This is a genomic window from Streptomyces sp. SirexAA-E, assembly GCF_000177195.2.
In the GTDB taxonomy this organism is placed as follows: domain Bacteria; phylum Actinomycetota; class Actinomycetes; order Streptomycetales; family Streptomycetaceae; genus Streptomyces; species Streptomyces flavovirens.
Window position 1 is genome coordinate 2,561,493 of record NC_015953.1, and the last position, 17,227, is coordinate 2,578,719.

Sequence of the window (17,227 nt, forward strand, 5' to 3'; positions counted from 1 at the left end):
ATCGCTCCCCGTCAGGCCGCGGTCTTGCGCACGAAGCGCCCGATGAGCCAGTTGATCGCGGCAATGAGCAGCAGCAGGACGAGCATGGCCCAGGCGACTGCGGCGGCCGGTCCGAGGTGCAGGAGATTCCAGCCGTAGTTGTAGAGGTAGACGCTGAGCGTCTCGTACTGGTGCTCCGTGCCGCCCTGCGCTCCGTTGACGCCGCCCTCGAGCAGCAGGGGCTCGCCGAACAGCTGCATGGAGCCGATGGTCGAGATGACGATCGTGAAGAGGATCGTCGGCCGGAGGGCGGGGATCGTCACGTTGCGGAACTGCTGCCAGCGCGAGGCCCCGTCGATCGAGGCGGCCTCGTACAGGTCCGAGGGAACCGCCTGCATCGCGGCCAGGTAGATCAGCGTGTTGTAGCCCGTCCAGCGCCAGATCACGATGACGGCGATGGCGATCTTGGACGTCCAGTGGCCGTTGACCCAGTTGGTGTCGCCGGCGCCGAAGAAGCTGAGCACCCAGTTCAGGAGGCCGCCGTCCGCGCGGAAGACCAGGGCGAAGACGAGGGCCGCGGAGGCCACCGAGGTGGCGTACGGCGTGAGGATGACCGTGCGCCAGAAGGTGCTCGCGCGCAGCTTGTAGTTCAGCAGATGGGCGAGGCCGAGCGCCATCATCAGCTGCGGGACGGTCGAGATGACGCCGATGACGAACGTGTTGGTGACCGCGGTCCAGAACTCGGAGTCCTGGAGGATGGTGCTGAAGTTGTCCCAGCCGACCCATTCCATCTGGTCGAGACTGGTCATCTCCACCTTGTGGAGGGCGATCCAGCCGGTGTAGACGAGGGGATAGAGGCCGAAGGCCCCGAAGATCAGGAAGAAGGGCGCGATGTAGGCGTACGGCGACGCCTTGTCGTCGAAGCGCCACAGCCGGCTGCGCCATGCCTGGCGGCCGGGGGTCATGGGCTTCGGGGCCCGGCGGCCGGGCCGGGAGCCTTGTGCGCCCCGGGTGGGGGTCGTGGTTGCCACAGGTGGGAGTCCTTCCCTGAGGTGTGCCGACACCGCAGGGGCAAGCCGGACCTCTGGTCAGGTCCGGCGGAGGTGTCGGAAGCCGTGCACGGGGCCGGTGCGGGAGCCGGCACCGGTGCGGGCGGTCCGGGACGCTTCGGAGGCGTCCCGGCCGCCCGCATCGGTGAGGCTCAGCCGATCACCTTGTCGATGGCCTCGGTGGCGGCGTCCCAGGCCTTGTCCGGGCTGGTCCCCCGCTGCTCCATGTTGTTGATCTGGGTGGAGATGGAGTCCTTGATGATGCCGTCCTTCGGGCCGAGCACGGCCGCGGGGATGACCTTGGCCTCTTCGGCGTAGATCTCACCGATGGGGGCGTTGTTGAAGTACTCCAGCGTGGCGCCCTTCACGTCGGGGAGGTCGTAGGCGCCCTTGTTCGACGGGAAGACACCGACAGCCTTGAAGACGGCGGCCTGCTGCTCGGGGGCGGTCAGCCACTTGACGAGCTCACCGGCCTCCTTGACGTGCTTGCCCTTGGCCGGCACGGAGAGGAAGGAACCGCCCCAGTTGGCCGCGGTCTGACCCGGGGTACGGGCGATGTCCCACTTGCCCTTGAACTCGTCACCGGCGTACGTGGAGATCTGCGCGGCCATCCACGCGGGGCAGGCCACGGTGGCGATACTGCCCTTGCGCAGGGCGGCCTGCCACGGGGGGCTGAACTGGGCCAGGCCCTGGGACAGCTTCTTGTCGACCGCCTCGGCGGCGAGGTCCCAGCCCGCCTTGACGCCGGCGCTCTCCTTGTAGATCGCCTTGCCGTCCTTGGAGTAGTACTGCTCCTCGTCGGAGCTCACCACGCCGTTGTACATGGCGCTGGCGGAGTCCATGAAGTAGGTGCCCTTGGGGGCCTTCTTCTTGTACTCCTCACCGAGCTTGAGGTAGTCCTCCCAGCCACCGGCGACCTTCTCGGCGATCTTCTCGCGGTCGGCCGGCAGGCCGGCCTGCTCGAACAGGTCACGGCGGTAGCAGATCGACATCGGGCCGATGTCGGTACCGGCGCCGATCACCTTGCCCTCGTCGGTGGTCGCCTGCAGCGCCTTCCAGTTCACCCACGCGTCGGTGTCGATGACCTTGGCCAGGTCGACGAAGGCGTCCGCCTTGGTGTCGACGAGCTCCTTGACGCGGCCGACCTCGATGCCCTGGACGTCGGCGAGTCCGCTGCCCGTGTTGAGCTGCTGGAGGAACTTGGGGTAGTAGACCTTCTCGTCGGCCGTGACGTTTTCCTTGACCGTGATGTTCGGGTGGAGCTCGTGGTACTTCTCGAAGAGCCCCGCCTCCTTGTAGCCGAACTGTCCGAAGTCGGCGACGGTCAGGGTGATGTTGCCGTCGGCGTCGGCCTCGTCGGAGTCCGAGCCGGAGTCGCTGCAGCCGGTCAGCAGCAGCGCGGCGGCCGTGAGGCCCGTGGTGGCCATGACGGCGGTTCTGCGGCCTCGACCTGCGACGGTGCGGGTGATGCGCATTCCACTACTCCTTGTTCCAGGGTGGGACTGGCGTTCGATCTGCTCGGCATACGCGCTGGTGGGTGCGGGTGCCAGTGGTACGGAGAGGACATGGGCGGTGCCGTCCCCGTACGAGCGAAAAACCTCGTTCGATATGGGAGCGCTCCCATGCGCTGATGCCGGAAGATTGCTGCCTCAAGGGGGTGGGTGTCAAGAGTTGAAGACGCTTCCGTTGCCCGAGTGTGTCCTTCAAGTCACGCGACTGTGTCCGGCCGAAGTCTTGCGTTACCGCACGCGTGCTGCATGCCCCTCACCGCACCGCGCGAATTGCCGCAGGTCAAAGGCGTGTTGGGGCGGAAGGGGGTGCTGGGGCGCCGGTCCGGGTGGCGGACACGGCCGTTCCCGGCGCCGGGCCGGGAGGGGTACCCGGGCTTCCGCTCCCGACGGAGGAGGCCCGCCGGAAAATGAACGGGGTGGGCCGTCGCAAGGGCCCCTGGGGGGCGTCAGGTCGATTCCGTGTTCTTTCCCCGAACTCCGGTGGGGGCTCCGGGCGTTCCGCCCGGCATCCGGAAACGGGGGCGCGCACCCCGGCCGGGGGTGGGGGTGTGGGGGGCCGGCCGGGGTGCGCGGGCGGAGGGGGTGGTCCGTGGGGGCGGTCGGCGGGGCTACCTGTAGGCGCCGAAGGCCTTCGTGAAGGCCAGCGGCTCCTGGAGGACCGAGCTGCATGTGGCGTCCGCCGTCGGCTTGGCGCCGCCCGGGCACTCGGCGTCCCGCGTGCCGGACCACATGGAGAGCCGTCCGATGCCCTTCTCCCGGGCGAACTCCACGAGCTGCGTGGCGTCGTCGACGGTGAAGACCTCGGTGGCGACGTCGTTCACGCCGATCATCGGGGTGACGGCGACCGTCTTCCACGCCTCCGCGTCGGAGAGCCCCAGGACTCCCTTGAGCTGGGCCTGGGTGGCGGTGGCCGCCTGGGTCGCGTAGTCGCCCATGTCGCCGCTGTACGAGGCCCCGTAGTCCATCGCCATGATGTTGACGGCCTCGACGGTGACACCGTTCCTCTTCGCGTCCGCGATCAGGTCCACGCCGGGCTGGGTGAGGCCCTCCGGCATCACCGGGAGCGTGAAGGAGACGTCCAGGCCGGGGTGGGAGTCCTGGAGTCGCGCGATGGCCTGCGCGCGCCGGGAGTTCGCCGCGGTGTCGGGCAGCGCCCCGCCCTCGATGTCGAAGTCGACCTTGGTGAGCCCGTAGGTGTCGACGACCTCGCCGTAGGCCGCGGCCAGTTCGTCGGCCGTACCGCAGTGCAGGGCCAGCTCCGCGCCGGCCGCGCCGCCGAAGGAGACGCGTACGTCGCCGCCTTCGGCCCGCAGGGCGCCGATCTGGGCGGCGACCTGGTCGTCGCCGAGGCCGGTCACCCCGCCCCACAGAGGGGCGCAGCCGCCGCCGGAGGTGATGAAGGCGAGGGTGAACTCCTGGACACCGGTCTTCGCGGCGGTGTCCAGGAGGTCGTGCGCCGGGTGGAGGGAGGTGTCGATGTACGGGGCGAAGCGGGCACCGCCGGCGGTGCCTCCCCCTGCCGTCTCGGTGGGCGTCGGCGCGGGCGTGGACGTCGGCGTCGAGGTGGGGGCCCCCGTCGGGCGTCCGCTCGGCTCGGGGGTGGGGGTCCCGGTCGGGCGTCCGCTCGGCTCGGGGGTGGCGCCGCCGTCCGCCGAGCAGGCCGCCTCGTCGATGCGGCAGCCGAGCGGGTCGGCCGCGGTCCCGGTGGCGGTGGTCACGAAGCCGATGGTCACGGACGCCCCGGGGGCGAGGTCCTTGTTCCAGCTGGCGGGCCTCACGGTGACGTGGTCGCCGCTGACCGTGTGTTCGCCGTTCCAGAGCGAGTCGATCCGCGTGCCGGCGGGGAGGTCGAATTCGAGCGTCCACCCCGAACGGGTCTCGGCGGAGTCGTTCGTGACGACGTACTGCCCGGTGTATCCGCCGTCCCAGCCGCTGGTCCTCGTGTACGTGGCGCCGACCGCGGCGGCCTGGGCCGTCCCGGTGAGCGCGAAGACCGTGCCGCCGACGATCGCGGCGGCGACGACCGCGCTGACCGCCTTGGTGCGGGTGCTCGTCGTACGGCGGTGCGTGCTGGTGCCCATTCGCGTCCCTGCCTCTGTCCTACGGGGGTGCCCCACGGGGGGTGGATGCGTCTGCACGCTAGCCCCGACGCGACGGGCAAAAAGGGCGTCTCGGGCCTGGGGCCGTGTTCTTAGGGCGCGCTTAAGGAAGGCATCGGCGGCGGTTAAAGGTGCGGCTCCGCGCCGGGGGGACGACGGAGTTCCGCGCTCCGGTTCTTCGTCTGCCGCCGCTGCCGCCTCCCGCCCCGGCGGCCCACCCGGTGCCCCCGGCGGCCGCGTTCCGAGGGAGCGCCGTCCAGCGCGATCCAGATGCGCACCTCGGTGCCGCCGAGCACCGAACGCCCGATGCGCAGGTCGCCGCCGGTCGATTCGGCGACCCTGCGCACGATGTCCAGGCCCAGCCCGGTCGAGCCCACGGCACCCGGGCCGCCGCCGCGTCCGCTGGCGCCCCGGGTCAGGGCGGCTTCCGGGTCGGCTATGCCGGGGCCCGCGTCCGAGACCAGGACGATCACGGCGTCCCCGCTGTGGTGCACGTCGACGGCGAACGCGGTGCCCTCCGGGGTGTGCCGGAAGACGTTGCCGAGCAACGCGTCCAGCGCGGCGGCCAGTTCGGTCCGAGCGACGGGTATCCGTACCGTACGGTCGACTCCCGCCAGCCGGACCGTACGGCCCTCGTCCTCGGCCAGGGCCGACCAGAACCCCATGCGTTCGCGGATCACCTCGGAGGCGTCGCACCCGCTGCCCGCCCCGGGGTGCGGGCCCTGGGTCTGCGGGCGCTGCTCCCGGGCGGTCCGGATGATCGTGTCGACCTCGCGTTCCAGCTGCTCGACGGCGGCCCTGGTCTGTTCGGCGGCCGGCCCCTCGCCCAGCGACGCCGCGTTGAGCCGGAGCACGGTCAGGGGGGTGCGCAGCCGGTGCGAGAGGTCGGCGGCCAGTTCGCGTTCGTTGGCCAGCAGTTGGACGACCTGGTCCGCCATGGAGTTGAACGCGACGGCGGCGGAGCGCAGTTCGGTGGGACCCTCCTCGGGGACCCTGGTCCCCAGCCGCCCCTCCCCCAGGTCCTGGGCGGCGCCGGCGAGCCGTTGGGCGGGTTCCACCATGCGTACGCCGAGCCGGTCGGCGACGGCGACCGAGCCGACGATCAGTGCGGCGCCGACACCGGCCAGCATCAGCCAGGCGGTGGTGACGCCGTGGGAGACCTCCTCCTCGGGCACGAACACCTCGACGACCGCGATGTCGCCGGATCCCAGCGCGGTGGGCTGGAGCAGCGCGAAACCGCCCGGGACCCCGGTGACCGAGGCCCGCCCGGAGGCCCGCACGGTCTCCAGGTCCTCGCGGGTCGCGCGCCGGGTCCCGATCTCCATGCGGCCGGAGGGCGGTTCGGCGGTGGCCGGCACATGGACGGCGAGCCGTCCGCGGCCGCCGGGTTCGGTGGACAGGACGGCCCGGGTCAGTTCGTCGCGGTCGACGGTGATGGTGAGGGTCGGGCCGATCGTGGCGGCCTGCCGCTCGGCGTCGGTGAAGGCACGGTCCCGCGCCATCTCCCTGACGACCAGCCCGAGCGGTACGGCGAAGGCGATCACCACCATGGCGGTGACCGCGAGGCACACCCTGACCAGCGCCCATCTCATGCGGGGCGCTCGGGGGCGGCCGGGGGTTCGAGCTTCACGCCGACGCCCCGCAGGGTGTGCAGGTAGCGCGGGCGGGCCGCCGTCTCGCCGAGCTTGCGCCGCAGCCAGGAGAGGTGGACGTCGATGGTCTGGTCGTCGCCGTAGGACTGCTGCCAGACCTCGGCCAGCAGCTCCCGGCGCGGCACGACGACCCCGGGGCGCCCGGCGAGGAAGGCCAGCAGGTCGAACTCCCGGCGCGTCAGGTCCAGGGCGGTGCCGTCCAGTTCGGCCTGGCGGCGCAGCGGGTCGACGCTGAGCCCGCCGACCTGGAGGACCCGGGGCGGCGGTGCCTGGCCGGGGCCGCGGGTGCGGCGCAGCACGGCGGCCATGCGGGCGGAGAGGTGCTCCACCGAGAACGGCTTGGTCAGGTAGTCGTCCGCACCGTCGTTGAGGAGTCTGACGATCTCGGCCTCGTCGTCCCTGGCGGTGGCGATGATCACGGGCACGTCGGTGATGGACCGCAGCATCTTCAGCGCCTCGGCGCCGTCGAGGTCGGGCAGCCCGAGGTCGAGGACGACCACGTCGAAGCGGAAGTGCGCCACCTCGCGCAGCGCTTCGAGCGCGGTGCCGACGCTGCGCACCGTGTGGGAGGCCTCCGTCAGGTGCCGGATGAGGGCGGATCGTACGAACTGGTCGTCCTCGACCACGAGCACACTTGGCATGGGCCGCACCGTAGCCCATGGCCGGGCGCCGGGTGCCCGCCGGGACAACAGAGGTGCGGGTGGGGCAGGATGTGCCGGATGCGCCGAGGACTCGTACACGCGATCGCGTGGTCGTTCGCCACCGGGGCGGCGGTGACCCTGTCGTGGTGGGGCGTGCACACGGTGATGTCGGGTACGGCGTACGACCGGCCGCGCGCCGTGCCCATCTCGGTGGGCGCGCGGGCCACCGAGGCGCCGGTGTCCTCGTCGACGCACCGGGCGCTGCCGTCGCCCACCCCGAGCCCGTCCGCCTCCCCTTCCACGTCCCCGCCCTCCCCGCGGTCCTCGCCCCGCGCCTCCTCCGCCGCGCCGTCGGGCGGGCACACCCCGGCCGCACCGGCTCCCTCGGCGGTGTCGGGGAACGTGGAGAGCTATCCGACGCGGGGCGGGCGGGTCGTCCTGGAGCTGGCGGCGGACTCGGCGAAGCTGGTCTCGGCGACGCCGGAGCCGGACTGGTCGATGCAGGTGTGGACCAACGCGGAGTGGATCCGGGTGGACTTCACCGAGGGGTCGGGGGCGACGGTCTCGGTCTTCTGCACCTGGAACGGCCATCCGCCGTCGGTCGAGGTCGTCGAGCAGTAGGTGCGGCGCGAGCCGGCCCGCGGGGCTGCCGGGTGCCCTCCTCAGCCGAAGGTGCCGGGCGGCGGGGCCGGGGACGGGCGGGCGGCCCCGTCGGTGACGACGGTGGCGCCGCCTGTGAAGTCGGCCAGGGCGCGGCCGTGTTCGACCCGGCCCGGGTGCGGGTCGCTCGCCACGCGCCGGGTCAGCTCGGCGACGGCGATCGGCAGGTCCGAGGCGACCAGGACCGCGTTGCCGAAGCGCCGGCCCCGCCAGACGGTGGGGTCGGCGGCGAGCGCGAGTTCCGGGAAGAGCGAGGCGGCGGTGGCGATCTGGCCGCGGAGGTGGGCGAGCGGCGGACCGTCGGCGAGGTTGGCCGTGTACTGCCCGCCGGGCTTCAGCACCCGGCGTACCTCGGTGAGGAATTCGGCGGAGGTGAGGTGTGCGGGGGTGCGGGCCCCGCTGAAGACGTCGGCGACGACGAGGTCCGCCCAGCCGTCCGGGATCTTGCCGAGTCCGGCGCGGGCGTCCGTGGCCCGCACCCGTATCCGGGCCTGCGGGTCCAACGGGAGGGCGGTGCGCACCAGGTGGACGAGTGGCGCGTCGACCTCGACGACCTGCTGGGTGGAGCGCGGGCGGGTCGCCGCGAGGTACCGGGCGAGCGTGAAGGCGCCGCCCCCGAGGTGGACGGCGTGCAGCGGCCGGCCCGGGGGCGCGGCGAGGTCGATGACGTGGCCGAGCCGGCGCTGGTACTCGAACGAGAGGTACGTGGGATCGTCCAGGTCCACGTGGGACTGCGGAGCGCCGTCCAGCAGCAGGGTCCAGGCGCGCGGGCGTTCGCGGTCGGGGACGAGCTCGGCCAGGCCTCCGTCGACCGGGGCGGCCACCGGCTCCCGCGCGGGGTCGGTCCGCTTCCGGCCGCCCGCGTTCCTGGAGGGCGTTCCTCGACGTGCCACGTGCGCTCGTCCTCGCTGACCGGTCCGGGCCGGTTCCTCGGCGGACCGCCCCGGGTCCGGGGCGGCGGCGGGTGCTCCGCCTGTCCGCCCATTATGGCCTCGGAGCCTGTCGGGTGGCCTCCCGCCGGACACCGAATACCGGATAGCGGACGCGGCCCGGTGCGTGCGGCGCCAAGGCGCCGGGCGGCCCTCGTGGCGGAGCCGCCCGGCCCTTTCGGCACGCGGGAAGCGGGCCTTCCGGAGACGCGGCCGCATGCGTGCCGGGGCGTGGCCGCCCGACCGCAGACCACCCGACAGGCTCTCAGCGGCAGTTGTCGGCCGCCTCGATGAGCCGGGCCGCCTGGCCGAGGGCGTCCCTGAGCGCGGCCGGGTCGGTGACGGGGGCGTCCGCCCCGGGCGGCAGCAGCCAGCCGCCGCCGGTGACGGGCGGCTCGGCGGGGATGCGCAGTCCCCGGCCGTCCGTACGCGTACAGGCGCTGCCGGGCACGTCCCAGGCCTCCGCGGTGCCCGGGGGTACGAGGAAGCCGAGGGTGGCACAGGTCCCGTCGTGCAGGACGGGACCGACGGCCGCGTGGTCGGCGCCCCGTCGCAGGATGTCCACGGCCTCCAGCCCCTGGCGTGCCGGGACGGTCACCAGGTCGCACGGTGCGGTTTCCGGGCCGATGTGCAGCAAGGGAAACCCCTCCTCTCGTCTCGATACGGAGCCGCGCCCCGTCACCACATGGACCAACGCGCCGACCACGTCAAGGGCTACGGCGGCACGCCGCCGCAAAGGGTGGCAGTTCATGGCGGATTGCAGGAGAGATGTCTGCTTTATCCGTAATCACTGTGTGTACGCCCCGTCACAGCAGGTACGTTCTTGCTCCGCCGGGACACCGGAAGCAGGAACCCGGCTGCACCAGAGAGGGCCCCGCCATGGTGTCGACACGGGCAGTTCCCAACCTCGTCTTCCGTCGGCTGCGCGGACAGCGCTCCGCGGCGGAGTTCGCCGCGGCGATCCGCAGAGCCGCGCGCGAGATCGGCGAACAGGTCGCGTGCGACGCCCGGTACATCGGACGCGTGGAGTCCGGCGAGATCCGCTGCCCCAACTACGCGTACGAACGGGTGTTCCTGCATATGTTCCCCGGCGCGAGCCTGGTGGACCTGGGCTTCTCGGCCCGCGAGAGCGTGCGCGGCCGGGGGGCGCGGGCGGTGACCCCGCCCGCCCCATCCCTGCTGTCCCTTCCCCCCACGCTCGACAGCGATACCGACGAGGAGTGCGACGTGCTGCGTCGCGTGTTCATGACCAGCGGCACCGCCACGGTGGCGGCCGCGTCCCTGGGCCTGGGCGGACCGTCCGCCGCCGCCGGCCCGATCACCGTTCCCGCCCAGCGGCGCGTCGGCGAGGCCGAGGTGAGTGCGGTGGAGAAGGCGGTGCGGGAGATCCGGCTGCTGGACGACCAGCACGGTGCGGACGGGCTCTACCAGCAGGCCGCCCAGCCGCTACGGGCCGCGTTCGCCCTGCTCGACGCGGGTTCGGCGGCCCGCCGTGCCACCTCGGACCGGCTCTACGCCGGCGCCGGGGAGCTGGCCATCTCGGTGGGATGGCTGGCACACGACTCGGGCCGTCACGACGACGCGCGCTCGCACTACGCGGAGGCACTCGCGACGGCCCGGCTGGCCGGCGACGCCGCGCTGGAGGCGCACGCCTTCTGCAACGCCTCGTTCCTGGCCCGTGACATGGGCCGGGCCCGCGAGGCGGTACGGGCCGCGGAGGCCGGCCAGCGGGTGGCCCTGCCGCTCGGCTCGCCGCGACTGCTGGCCCTGCTGGCGCTGCGGGAGGCGGGCGGCCGGGCGTGGCTCGGGGACCGCTCGGGGTGCGAGCAGGCGATCGGGCGGGCGCGTACGGCGTTCGAGCGGGGGCCCGGCGGGACGGACCCGGAGTGGATGACCTTCTTCCGGGAGGCGGAGCTTGAGTTCCTGGAGGCCCAGTGCTGGTCGGCGCTGGGCGACTGGCCGAGGGCGGCCCGGCACGCGCGGCGGGCCTCCCGGCTCCAGGACCCGCACTTCGCCCGCAACCTCGCGCTGTACCGGGCGCAGCTGGCCTGGGACCTGGCCCGCTCCGGCACGGCCGACGAGGCGTCCGCGGCGGTCCACGAGGTGCTGGACCTGCTGGAGCGCGTCCAGTCCTCCCGCATCCGGGGGATGCTCTCCGAGACCGTACGGGCGCTGGGCCCGCAGGGCGGCCCCGAGGTGACCGCCCTGCTCAACCGCTACGAGGCCCTGGCGACCTGATCGGGCACGCCTACCGGTCCAGGTGGCCCGTGTCGTTCCACCGCTCCAGGGCGGGCAGGCCGTACGCCCAGCCCAGCACGGACAGCGAGGTCGGCTCCAGCCTGATCCGGGCGCCGAAGGAGAGGTCCTCGCCGAGCCACCGCGCCCCCAGGGCGCGCAGGATGTGCCCGTGGGCGAAGACCAGGACGTCACGGTCGGCCGAGCGCGCCCAGTCCACGATCGCGTCCGCCCGGGCCGTCACCTCGGCCGTGGACTCGCCCCCGGGGACCCCGTCGCGCCAGATGAGCCAGTCGGGCCGGTCCGCTCTGATCTGCGCCGGGGTCAGCCCCTCGTAGTCCCCGTAGTCCCACTCCATCAGCGCGTCCCAGGGCGTGGCCCGGTCCCCGAACCCGGCGATCTCGCAGGTCTCGGACGCCCGGACCAGCGGGCTGGTGCGTACCTCCACGCCGGGCAGCCCGCCCCAGGGCTCCCGGTGCAGCCGCTCGCCGAGCAGCTTGGCGCCCGCGCGGCCGTCGTCGAGGAGGGGGATGTCGGTCCTGCCGGTGTGATTGCCCTGGACCGACCACTGGGTCTGTCCGTGCCGGGCGAGCAGGATTCGCGGTGCCATGACGGCTCTCCCTGAAAAGTACGGAGATCTGAAGATCCGGGGACCCTAGGATCTGGTGGGTCCGGGACAGCGGTGTCCGGGACGGCGAGGGCTGCGACGGCGGCCACCGACCGGGGAGGGACGGTGCGGGCGCAGGCCCTTTCCATCATCTCTCACGGTCCCCCCGGGCAACCCCGGGGGCGCGGCCGACGTCCCTCATCGGGGCGCGATCCGCACACGTCTGTGGGGAAGCCCCCCGGCGGGGTACGCGACCTGAGACCACCGTACGGTTGAACGCCCGCCGTCTACCGCATGAACCCTGGGGAGAGCCACCGGATGCCGCACGCCACCGCCGCGACCTCCTCGGCCGGCCACCGGCCCCGCTGGTGGACGGAGCTGCCACTGATCGCGGTGGTGTACGGGCTGTACTCACTGGGCCGCCTCCTGGTCCACGAGAACATCCCGGCGGCCGTCGAGAACGGCCTCGCCGTCCTTCGCCTGGAGAAGGCGCTGCACCTCAACGCGGAACACCCGCTCAACCGGCTGCTGACCGAGCACGCGTCCCTGGGGGTGCCCGCGGACTTCGCGTACGCCTCCCTGCACTACGTGGTCACCCCGGCCGTCCTGATCTGGGTCTTCCGTCGCCGCTCCGCCGCCTACCGGGCGGCCCGGACCTGGCTGATGACGTCCACGCTGCTCGGGCTGGTCGGCTTCACGCTGATGCCGACCTGCCCACCGCGCCTGCTCGACGCCCGGCACGGGTTCGTCGACACGATGGCCCAGTACAGCCACTACGGCTGGTGGGGCACCGGCGCGAGCGCCCCGCGCGGGCTGAGCGGGATGACCAACCAGTACGCGGCGATGCCCAGCCTGCACGTCGGCTGGGCGCTGTGGTGCGGCATCCTGCTGTGGCGGCACGGCCGCCACCCGCTGGTCAGGACCGTGGGCATCGCGTATCCGCTGCTCACCGTGTTCGTCGTGATGGGCACGGCGAACCACTACTTCCTCGACGCCGTGGCCGGCGCCGCCGTGATGGGCGTCGGAGCGCTGCTGACCAGGCCGGTCATGCGGATCGCCGACCGGGTCAAGGACCTGGTGCGGGCCGTTCTCGTGCGGGTTCCGGCGTCCGTGTCCCCCTCGGGCTCCACGATTGTCAGTACCGGATGCAAGACTTCGGCGGGTGAGCGAATCCCCGGCCAGCGGACCACCTCCGCAGATTCCGGCGCAGCCGACCCCACCGCGGCCGTCGGCTCCGCAGCAGCCGCCAGCGACGACGCTCCGGCAGCGGCTCGCTGAGCTGCGCGGCCCCTCCGTCGCGCCGCACCCGCTGGACGCGCGCGCCCTGGCCGCACTCGCCGCGAACCCCGGCTGCAAGCGGCGGGCCCTGCTCGACGGCGCCGGGGTCGACAAGGCCGGGCTGGCGAGCGCGCTCGGCTCCCCCGCCGCGTTCGGGCAGTCGCAGTTCGCGTTCGTCCGGGGCAACGCCTTCGAGGTGAAGGTCAAGGCCGACGGCGGCACGGAGCTGCTGCGGCTGCTGTTCGAGCGGCTCGGCGAGGGGGCGGACGCCCCCGGAGAGGCCGTGGTGCCGGATCTGACGGCCGCCGGCCCCGAGGGCCGCACCGCCCGCACGGCGCTGGCACTGCGCGAGGCCACGGCGTCGGGCGGCTGGACCCTGCTGGACCACCCGATGCTGGCCCTGGAGGTGGCGGGATCGCCCGTCTACCTGGAGCCGGACGCGGTGGTGGTGCACCCCGACGGCACCTGGACGGTCGTCGAGATCAAGTCGTTCCCCATGATCGACGCGTCGGCGGACGCCGCGAAGGTGGGTGCGGCGGCCCGCCAGTCCGCGGTCTACGTGCTGGCGCTGGAGCGGACCGCGTCGGTGACCGAGGGGGCACAGGTCGGACACCGGATCCTGCTGGTCTGCCCGAAGGACTTCTCGAACCTGCCGACGGCCTCGGTCGTGGACGTACGCAAGCAGCGTGCGGTGACCCGCCGCCAGCTGGCCCGGCTGACCCGGGTCGAGGACATCGCGGCGGCCCTCCCCGAGGGCACGACGTTCGACCCGGGGCGCACACCCCAGGAGCTGGGCTCGGCCGTCGAGGCGGTCCCCGCCGCGTACGCCCCGGAGTGCCTGGCCGCGTGCGAGCTGGCCTTCCACTGCCGGGCGAAGGCCCGTGCCGAGGGGGCGGTGGAGTCGCTCGGCCGGAGCGTGCGGGGTGAGCTCGGCGGTCTGACGACGGTGGCCGGGGTGCTGGCGGCCGCGTCCGGCAAGGAGGGCGACCCGGCGGACCCGACGGTGGCGGCCCTGCGCCGGGCCGCGGCGCTGCGCGCGGAGGCCCTGGAGACGGCGAACGGCGGCGTGCGGTGTCACTGATCACGACCCTGGCCCGGCTGGAGGCGGTCGACAGCGGGCGGGCCCAGCCGCTGGCCACCGTGTGCCACCGCCGTCTGACGGACAGGCCGCTGGTCCTGGTCCCGCTGACCACCGCCGGTGAGGCCGGCGCCCCGCTCGGGGCGCTCGTCGGCACCGACCGGGAGGCCCCGCGGCTGCTGGCGGTCGCCCAGCCGCGCGACCGCGACCTGCGCTTCGCGTTCCTGGCGGAGCTGGCCGAGGCGGTGCTGCCGCACATCGAGTCCCACGCCGACGCCGTCGAACCGGCCGAGCGCAGCGAGGTGGACCCCGAGACGGGCAAGAAGGTCAAGGTCGAGGTCGAGCTCTGCGCGGACGCCGCCCAGCTGATCGTGCCGAGCCGGGCCGGCATCGACTTCGTCCGGCTGCTGGGGCGGTCCATGCGGTTCCGGCGCACCGCCGAGGACGACCCGGACACCCCGTATCCGGCGCCCGCCCGGGTCCCGCTGCTGGGCCGCTGGCTGACGCACTACGGCGAGCGGGCCCGGGTGCCGGGCTCCTCGCTGCTGCTCGCCACGACGGACCTGCTGAACCGGCACTGGGCCACGGGGCAGAGCAGCCTGGAGGACCAGCACCTGGGCGCGCTGCTCGCCTGGGTCGATCCGCCGGTGGGCGAGTCCGGGGCCGAGGCGGCGCTCCGCGCCGAGCTGGCGCGGGACGGGGCGGGACAGCTGCTCTGCCCGCCGGCCGGCCCGGCCACCGATCCGGCGTTCGACAACCGGCTGCTGGCGCCCGCGATCGAGGCGTACGACCGGGCGCGCTCGGCGCACCACGCCGCGGAGGACGGACTCACGGCGGACGACCGGCTCGGTGAGGTGAGCCGTGCCGAGCGGGAGATCAGGTCGCTGCTCGCCAAGGTGCTGCTGCCGACCTGGGACGCGGTGTGGCGGAGCCTCGACCTGGTGCGTGAGCTGCCGCAGGGCGCCCGGGCCGAGGACCGCTGGACCCGGGACCGCTGGTCGTTCACGGCGCACCGGGACCGGGTGCGGGCGGGCGAGCCGCCGCAGCCGCGCCGCGACGACGCCGTGACGGCGGCCCGGAAGCTGGCCGCGCGGGAGACGGCACAGGCGCAGCTGGAGGCCCAGGAGGCGCTGGACGATCCGCTGGTGCTGGCGGGACGCCGGCTGGCGGGCGAGGCGTTCCTCGGGGAGGTGGCGGAGGTGGAGATGACGTACACGGAGTCGAAGCGGCCCTCTCCTCGCCCCCTGGTCACGCTCCGCACGGACGAGCGCCCGCATCTCGGTGAGCGGACGAAGGTCTACCGCTCGCTGGACGGGAAGCCGCAGACCGCCGAGTTCGTCGGGTACGCGGCAGGGGACGAGGACGGCGCGGAGATGTCGCTCGTCCTGCGGATCACGGACCGGATGGGCCGGGGCAGGGAACCGGTCCCCGGGTCGGTGCCCGAGCCGGGTGAACGCATCACCTGGACGCTGTTCGAGCACGACCAGCGGGGCGGGCCCGCGCTGCCCGACCCGGAGAACACCCCGTGGACCCACGGCGGCCCGCCGGGCGGGGCCGAGGATCCGGAGAAGCCCGACCCCGTGACCGCGGAGGACCTGTTGTGACTGCCGTTCTGGACCCGTCCGCCGCGGCGGCGCGGGCGACCGACGCGATCCTCGAGGACACCCTGCGGGGCACGGCGCGGGGCGTGGTGGTGGACTCGCCGCCCGGCGCCGGCAAGTCGACGCTGGTGGTGCGCGCCGCACTGGAGCTGGCCGCCGCGGGCCGGCCGCTGATGGTGGTGGCGCAGACCAACGCGCAGGTGGACGACCTGGTGACGCGGCTGGCCGAGAAGGCCCCGGAGCTTCCGGTCGGCCGGCTGCACAGCAGCGACTCCGACCCGTACGACAAGGCCTTGGACGACCTCGACAACGTGACGAAGTCGGCGAAGGCCGCAGATCTGGCCGGGCTGGACATCGTGCTGTCCACGGCCGCCAAGTGGGCCCATGTGAAGAACGTGGAGCCGTGGGGGCACGCGATCGTCGACGAGGCGTACCAGATGCGGTCGGACGCGCTGCTCGCCGTGGCCGGACTGTTCGAGCGGGCGCTGTTCGTCGGGGACCCGGGCCAGTTGGACCCGTTCTCGATCGTGGGCGCGGACCAGTGGGCGGGGCTGTCGTACGACCCGTCGGCGAGCGCGGTCACGACGCTGCTGGCGCACAATCCGGAGCTGCCGCAGCACCGGCTGCCGGTGTCGTGGCGGCTGCCGGCCTCGGCCGCGCCGCTGGTCTCGGACGCGTTCTATCCGTACACGCCGTTCCGCAGCGGTACGGACCACGGCGACCGGCGGCTGTCGTTCGCCGTGCCCTCGGACGGGTCGGGCCCGGACCGGGTGCTGGACGAGGCGGCGGAGTCCGGCTGGGGCCTGCTGGAGCTCCCGGCCCGCCACACCCCGCGCACCGACCCCGAGGCGGTACGGGCGGTGGCGCTGGTGGTCCGCAGGCTCCTGGAGAGGGGCGGCGCCGCGACCAGCGAGCGCTCCCCGGACCCGGCCCCCGTGACGGCGGACCGGGTGGCGGTCGGCACGGCCCACCGCGACCAGGCCGCGGCGGTGCGGGCGGCCTTGGCGGAGCTGGGCGTGACGGGTGTGACGGTGGACACGGCGAACCGGCTCCAGGGGCGCGAGTACGACGTGACGGTGGTCCTGCACCCGCTGTCGGGCCGCCCGGACGCGACGGCCTTCCACCTGGAGACGGGCCGGCTGTGCGTGCTGGCCTCCCGGCACCGCCACGCGTGCGTCGTGGTGTGCCGGGCCGGGGTGACGGACCTGCTGGACGAGCACCCGTCGACGGAGCCGGTCCAGCTGGGCGTGACGGTGAAGTTCCCGGACGGCTGGGAGGCCAACCACGCGGTCCTGGCCCATCTCGCCGAGCACCGCGTCACCTGGCGGCCCTGAGGTCCCGCACCACATCGCGGTGCCGCGCCCGCATCACCCGGCCCGTTCGTGGGAAGCGCTCTTGCGCCGGGCGGGACAATGGAAGGTGGCCGTCCGGCCGCGCGAGGAAGGAAACACACCCCATGGCACAACCCGAGCGGAACGAGCGGCAGAGGCTGCGCCCCGCACCGCTGCTCTTCGAGCCGTCGGAGGCGACGGCCGACCCGGAGCACTTCTTCGACCTGGAGTCGATGGACGACCCGAAGGAGCTGCTGACCCGGGCGACGGAGCTGACGCTCGCGTTCCGGGCGGCGACCGACCGGGCCGTGGAGTTCCAGGCCGTGGCCGCCGCCCAGCTCGCCGACCCGCGCAGGTTCGACCGGCTGACCCCGGCGGACATAGCCGAGCGTGCGGAGTGGACCGAGGACTACGCCAAGAAGATGATCGAGTTCGGCCGCTCCCTGCTGAACGACCCCCGCCCCTGACGTCCCACCGGGCCGCTTCCGCCCCTGCGGTCGCCACGCTTCGTCACCACGGGTACACCCCTGGCATATGCCGTCGGGCAAGATACCCGTTCACGAAGCGTCCTGTCCTG

Annotated in this window: 15 protein-coding genes; 7 read left to right on the forward strand and 8 right to left on the reverse strand. The window is 73.5% G+C overall.

Annotation, left to right across the window (positions count from 1 at the left end):
* Window positions 1-11: 11 nt before the first annotated feature.
* The 5 genes from SACTE_RS11300 to SACTE_RS11320 form a co-directional block, all read right to left on the reverse strand.
* Entirely contained in the window at window positions 12-944 is a 933-nt protein-coding gene (locus tag SACTE_RS11300; RefSeq protein WP_019993595.1) for a sugar ABC transporter permease, read from the reverse strand.
* Window positions 945-1,180: 236 nt separating this feature from the next.
* The gene (locus SACTE_RS11305; protein WP_014046165.1) at window positions 1,181-2,503 is read right to left on the reverse strand and encodes an extracellular solute-binding protein; all 1,323 of its coding nucleotides are present in this window, start codon (window positions 2,501-2,503) and stop codon (window positions 1,181-1,183) included.
* Between the two features lie 644 nt (window positions 2,504-3,147).
* On the reverse strand, window positions 3,148-4,620 hold the full coding sequence (locus SACTE_RS11310) for a cellulose binding domain-containing protein (protein ID WP_014046166.1): 1,473 nt from the start codon (window positions 4,618-4,620) through the stop codon (window positions 3,148-3,150).
* A gap of 143 nt (window positions 4,621-4,763) precedes the next feature.
* Window positions 4,764-6,230, reverse strand: a complete 1,467-nt coding sequence (locus SACTE_RS11315; protein ID WP_014046167.1) for a HAMP domain-containing sensor histidine kinase — start codon at window positions 6,228-6,230, stop codon at window positions 4,764-4,766.
* Window positions 6,227-6,931, reverse strand: coding sequence for a response regulator transcription factor (locus SACTE_RS11320; RefSeq protein WP_014046168.1), 705 nt, complete (start codon window positions 6,929-6,931; stop codon window positions 6,227-6,229). Before SACTE_RS11320 ends, SACTE_RS11315 begins: the two co-directional genes overlap by 4 nt.
* 78 nt (window positions 6,932-7,009) lie before the next feature.
* On the opposite strand from SACTE_RS11320, the gene SACTE_RS11325 reads away from it, so the two are divergent.
* Window positions 7,010-7,552, forward strand: a complete 543-nt coding sequence (locus tag SACTE_RS11325) for a hypothetical protein (RefSeq protein WP_014046169.1) — start codon at window positions 7,010-7,012, stop codon at window positions 7,550-7,552.
* 41 nt (window positions 7,553-7,593) lie between these two features.
* On the opposite strand, the gene SACTE_RS11330 is transcribed toward SACTE_RS11325, so the two are convergent.
* The gene (locus SACTE_RS11330) at window positions 7,594-8,484 is read right to left on the reverse strand and encodes a fused MFS/spermidine synthase (protein WP_014046170.1); all 891 of its coding nucleotides are present in this window, start codon (window positions 8,482-8,484) and stop codon (window positions 7,594-7,596) included.
* A 301-nt stretch (window positions 8,485-8,785) separates the two neighbouring features.
* Window positions 8,786-9,157: a hypothetical protein gene (locus SACTE_RS11335; protein WP_014046171.1), complete on the reverse strand. Its 372-nt coding sequence runs from the start codon at window positions 9,155-9,157 to the stop codon at window positions 8,786-8,788.
* Between the two features lie 242 nt (window positions 9,158-9,399).
* Here SACTE_RS11335 and SACTE_RS11340 point away from each other — a divergent pair, with 242 nt between their 5' ends.
* Entirely contained in the window at window positions 9,400-10,758 is a 1,359-nt protein-coding gene (locus SACTE_RS11340) for a hypothetical protein (RefSeq protein WP_014046172.1), read from the forward strand.
* A gap of 10 nt (window positions 10,759-10,768) precedes the next feature.
* On the opposite strand, the gene SACTE_RS11345 is transcribed toward SACTE_RS11340, so the two are convergent.
* A complete protein-coding gene (locus tag SACTE_RS11345) occupies window positions 10,769-11,365 on the reverse strand; it encodes a histidine phosphatase family protein (RefSeq protein WP_014046173.1) in 597 nt (198 codons plus the stop codon).
* A 315-nt stretch (window positions 11,366-11,680) separates the two neighbouring features.
* Between SACTE_RS11345 and SACTE_RS11350 the strand changes: the two genes are divergently transcribed.
* The 5 genes from SACTE_RS11350 to SACTE_RS11370 all read left to right on the forward strand — a co-directional run bounded on the left by SACTE_RS11350 (window position 11,681) and on the right by SACTE_RS11370 (window position 17,117).
* Window positions 11,681-12,640, forward strand: a complete 960-nt coding sequence (locus SACTE_RS11350; protein ID WP_014046174.1) for a phosphatase PAP2 family protein — start codon at window positions 11,681-11,683, stop codon at window positions 12,638-12,640.
* Window positions 12,525-13,721, forward strand: a complete 1,197-nt coding sequence (locus SACTE_RS11355) for a hypothetical protein (protein ID WP_019993599.1) — start codon at window positions 12,525-12,527, stop codon at window positions 13,719-13,721. Before SACTE_RS11350 ends, SACTE_RS11355 begins: the two co-directional genes overlap by 116 nt.
* Window positions 13,712-15,322: a hypothetical protein gene (locus tag SACTE_RS11360; protein ID WP_014046176.1), complete on the forward strand. Its 1,611-nt coding sequence runs from the start codon at window positions 13,712-13,714 to the stop codon at window positions 15,320-15,322. The genes SACTE_RS11355 and SACTE_RS11360 overlap by 10 nt, the downstream gene beginning before the upstream one ends.
* Window positions 15,319-16,653 carry an AAA family ATPase gene (locus tag SACTE_RS11365; protein WP_014046177.1) on the forward strand — a complete coding sequence of 445 codons (1,335 nt, stop codon included), beginning with the start codon at window positions 15,319-15,321 and terminating at the stop codon, window positions 16,651-16,653. The genes SACTE_RS11360 and SACTE_RS11365 overlap by 4 nt, the downstream gene beginning before the upstream one ends.
* A 122-nt stretch (window positions 16,654-16,775) precedes the next feature.
* Window positions 16,776-17,117 carry a hypothetical protein gene (locus SACTE_RS11370; protein WP_014046178.1) on the forward strand — a complete coding sequence of 114 codons (342 nt, stop codon included), beginning with the start codon at window positions 16,776-16,778 and terminating at the stop codon, window positions 17,115-17,117.
* The last annotated feature ends 110 nt before the right edge of the window (window positions 17,118-17,227 follow it).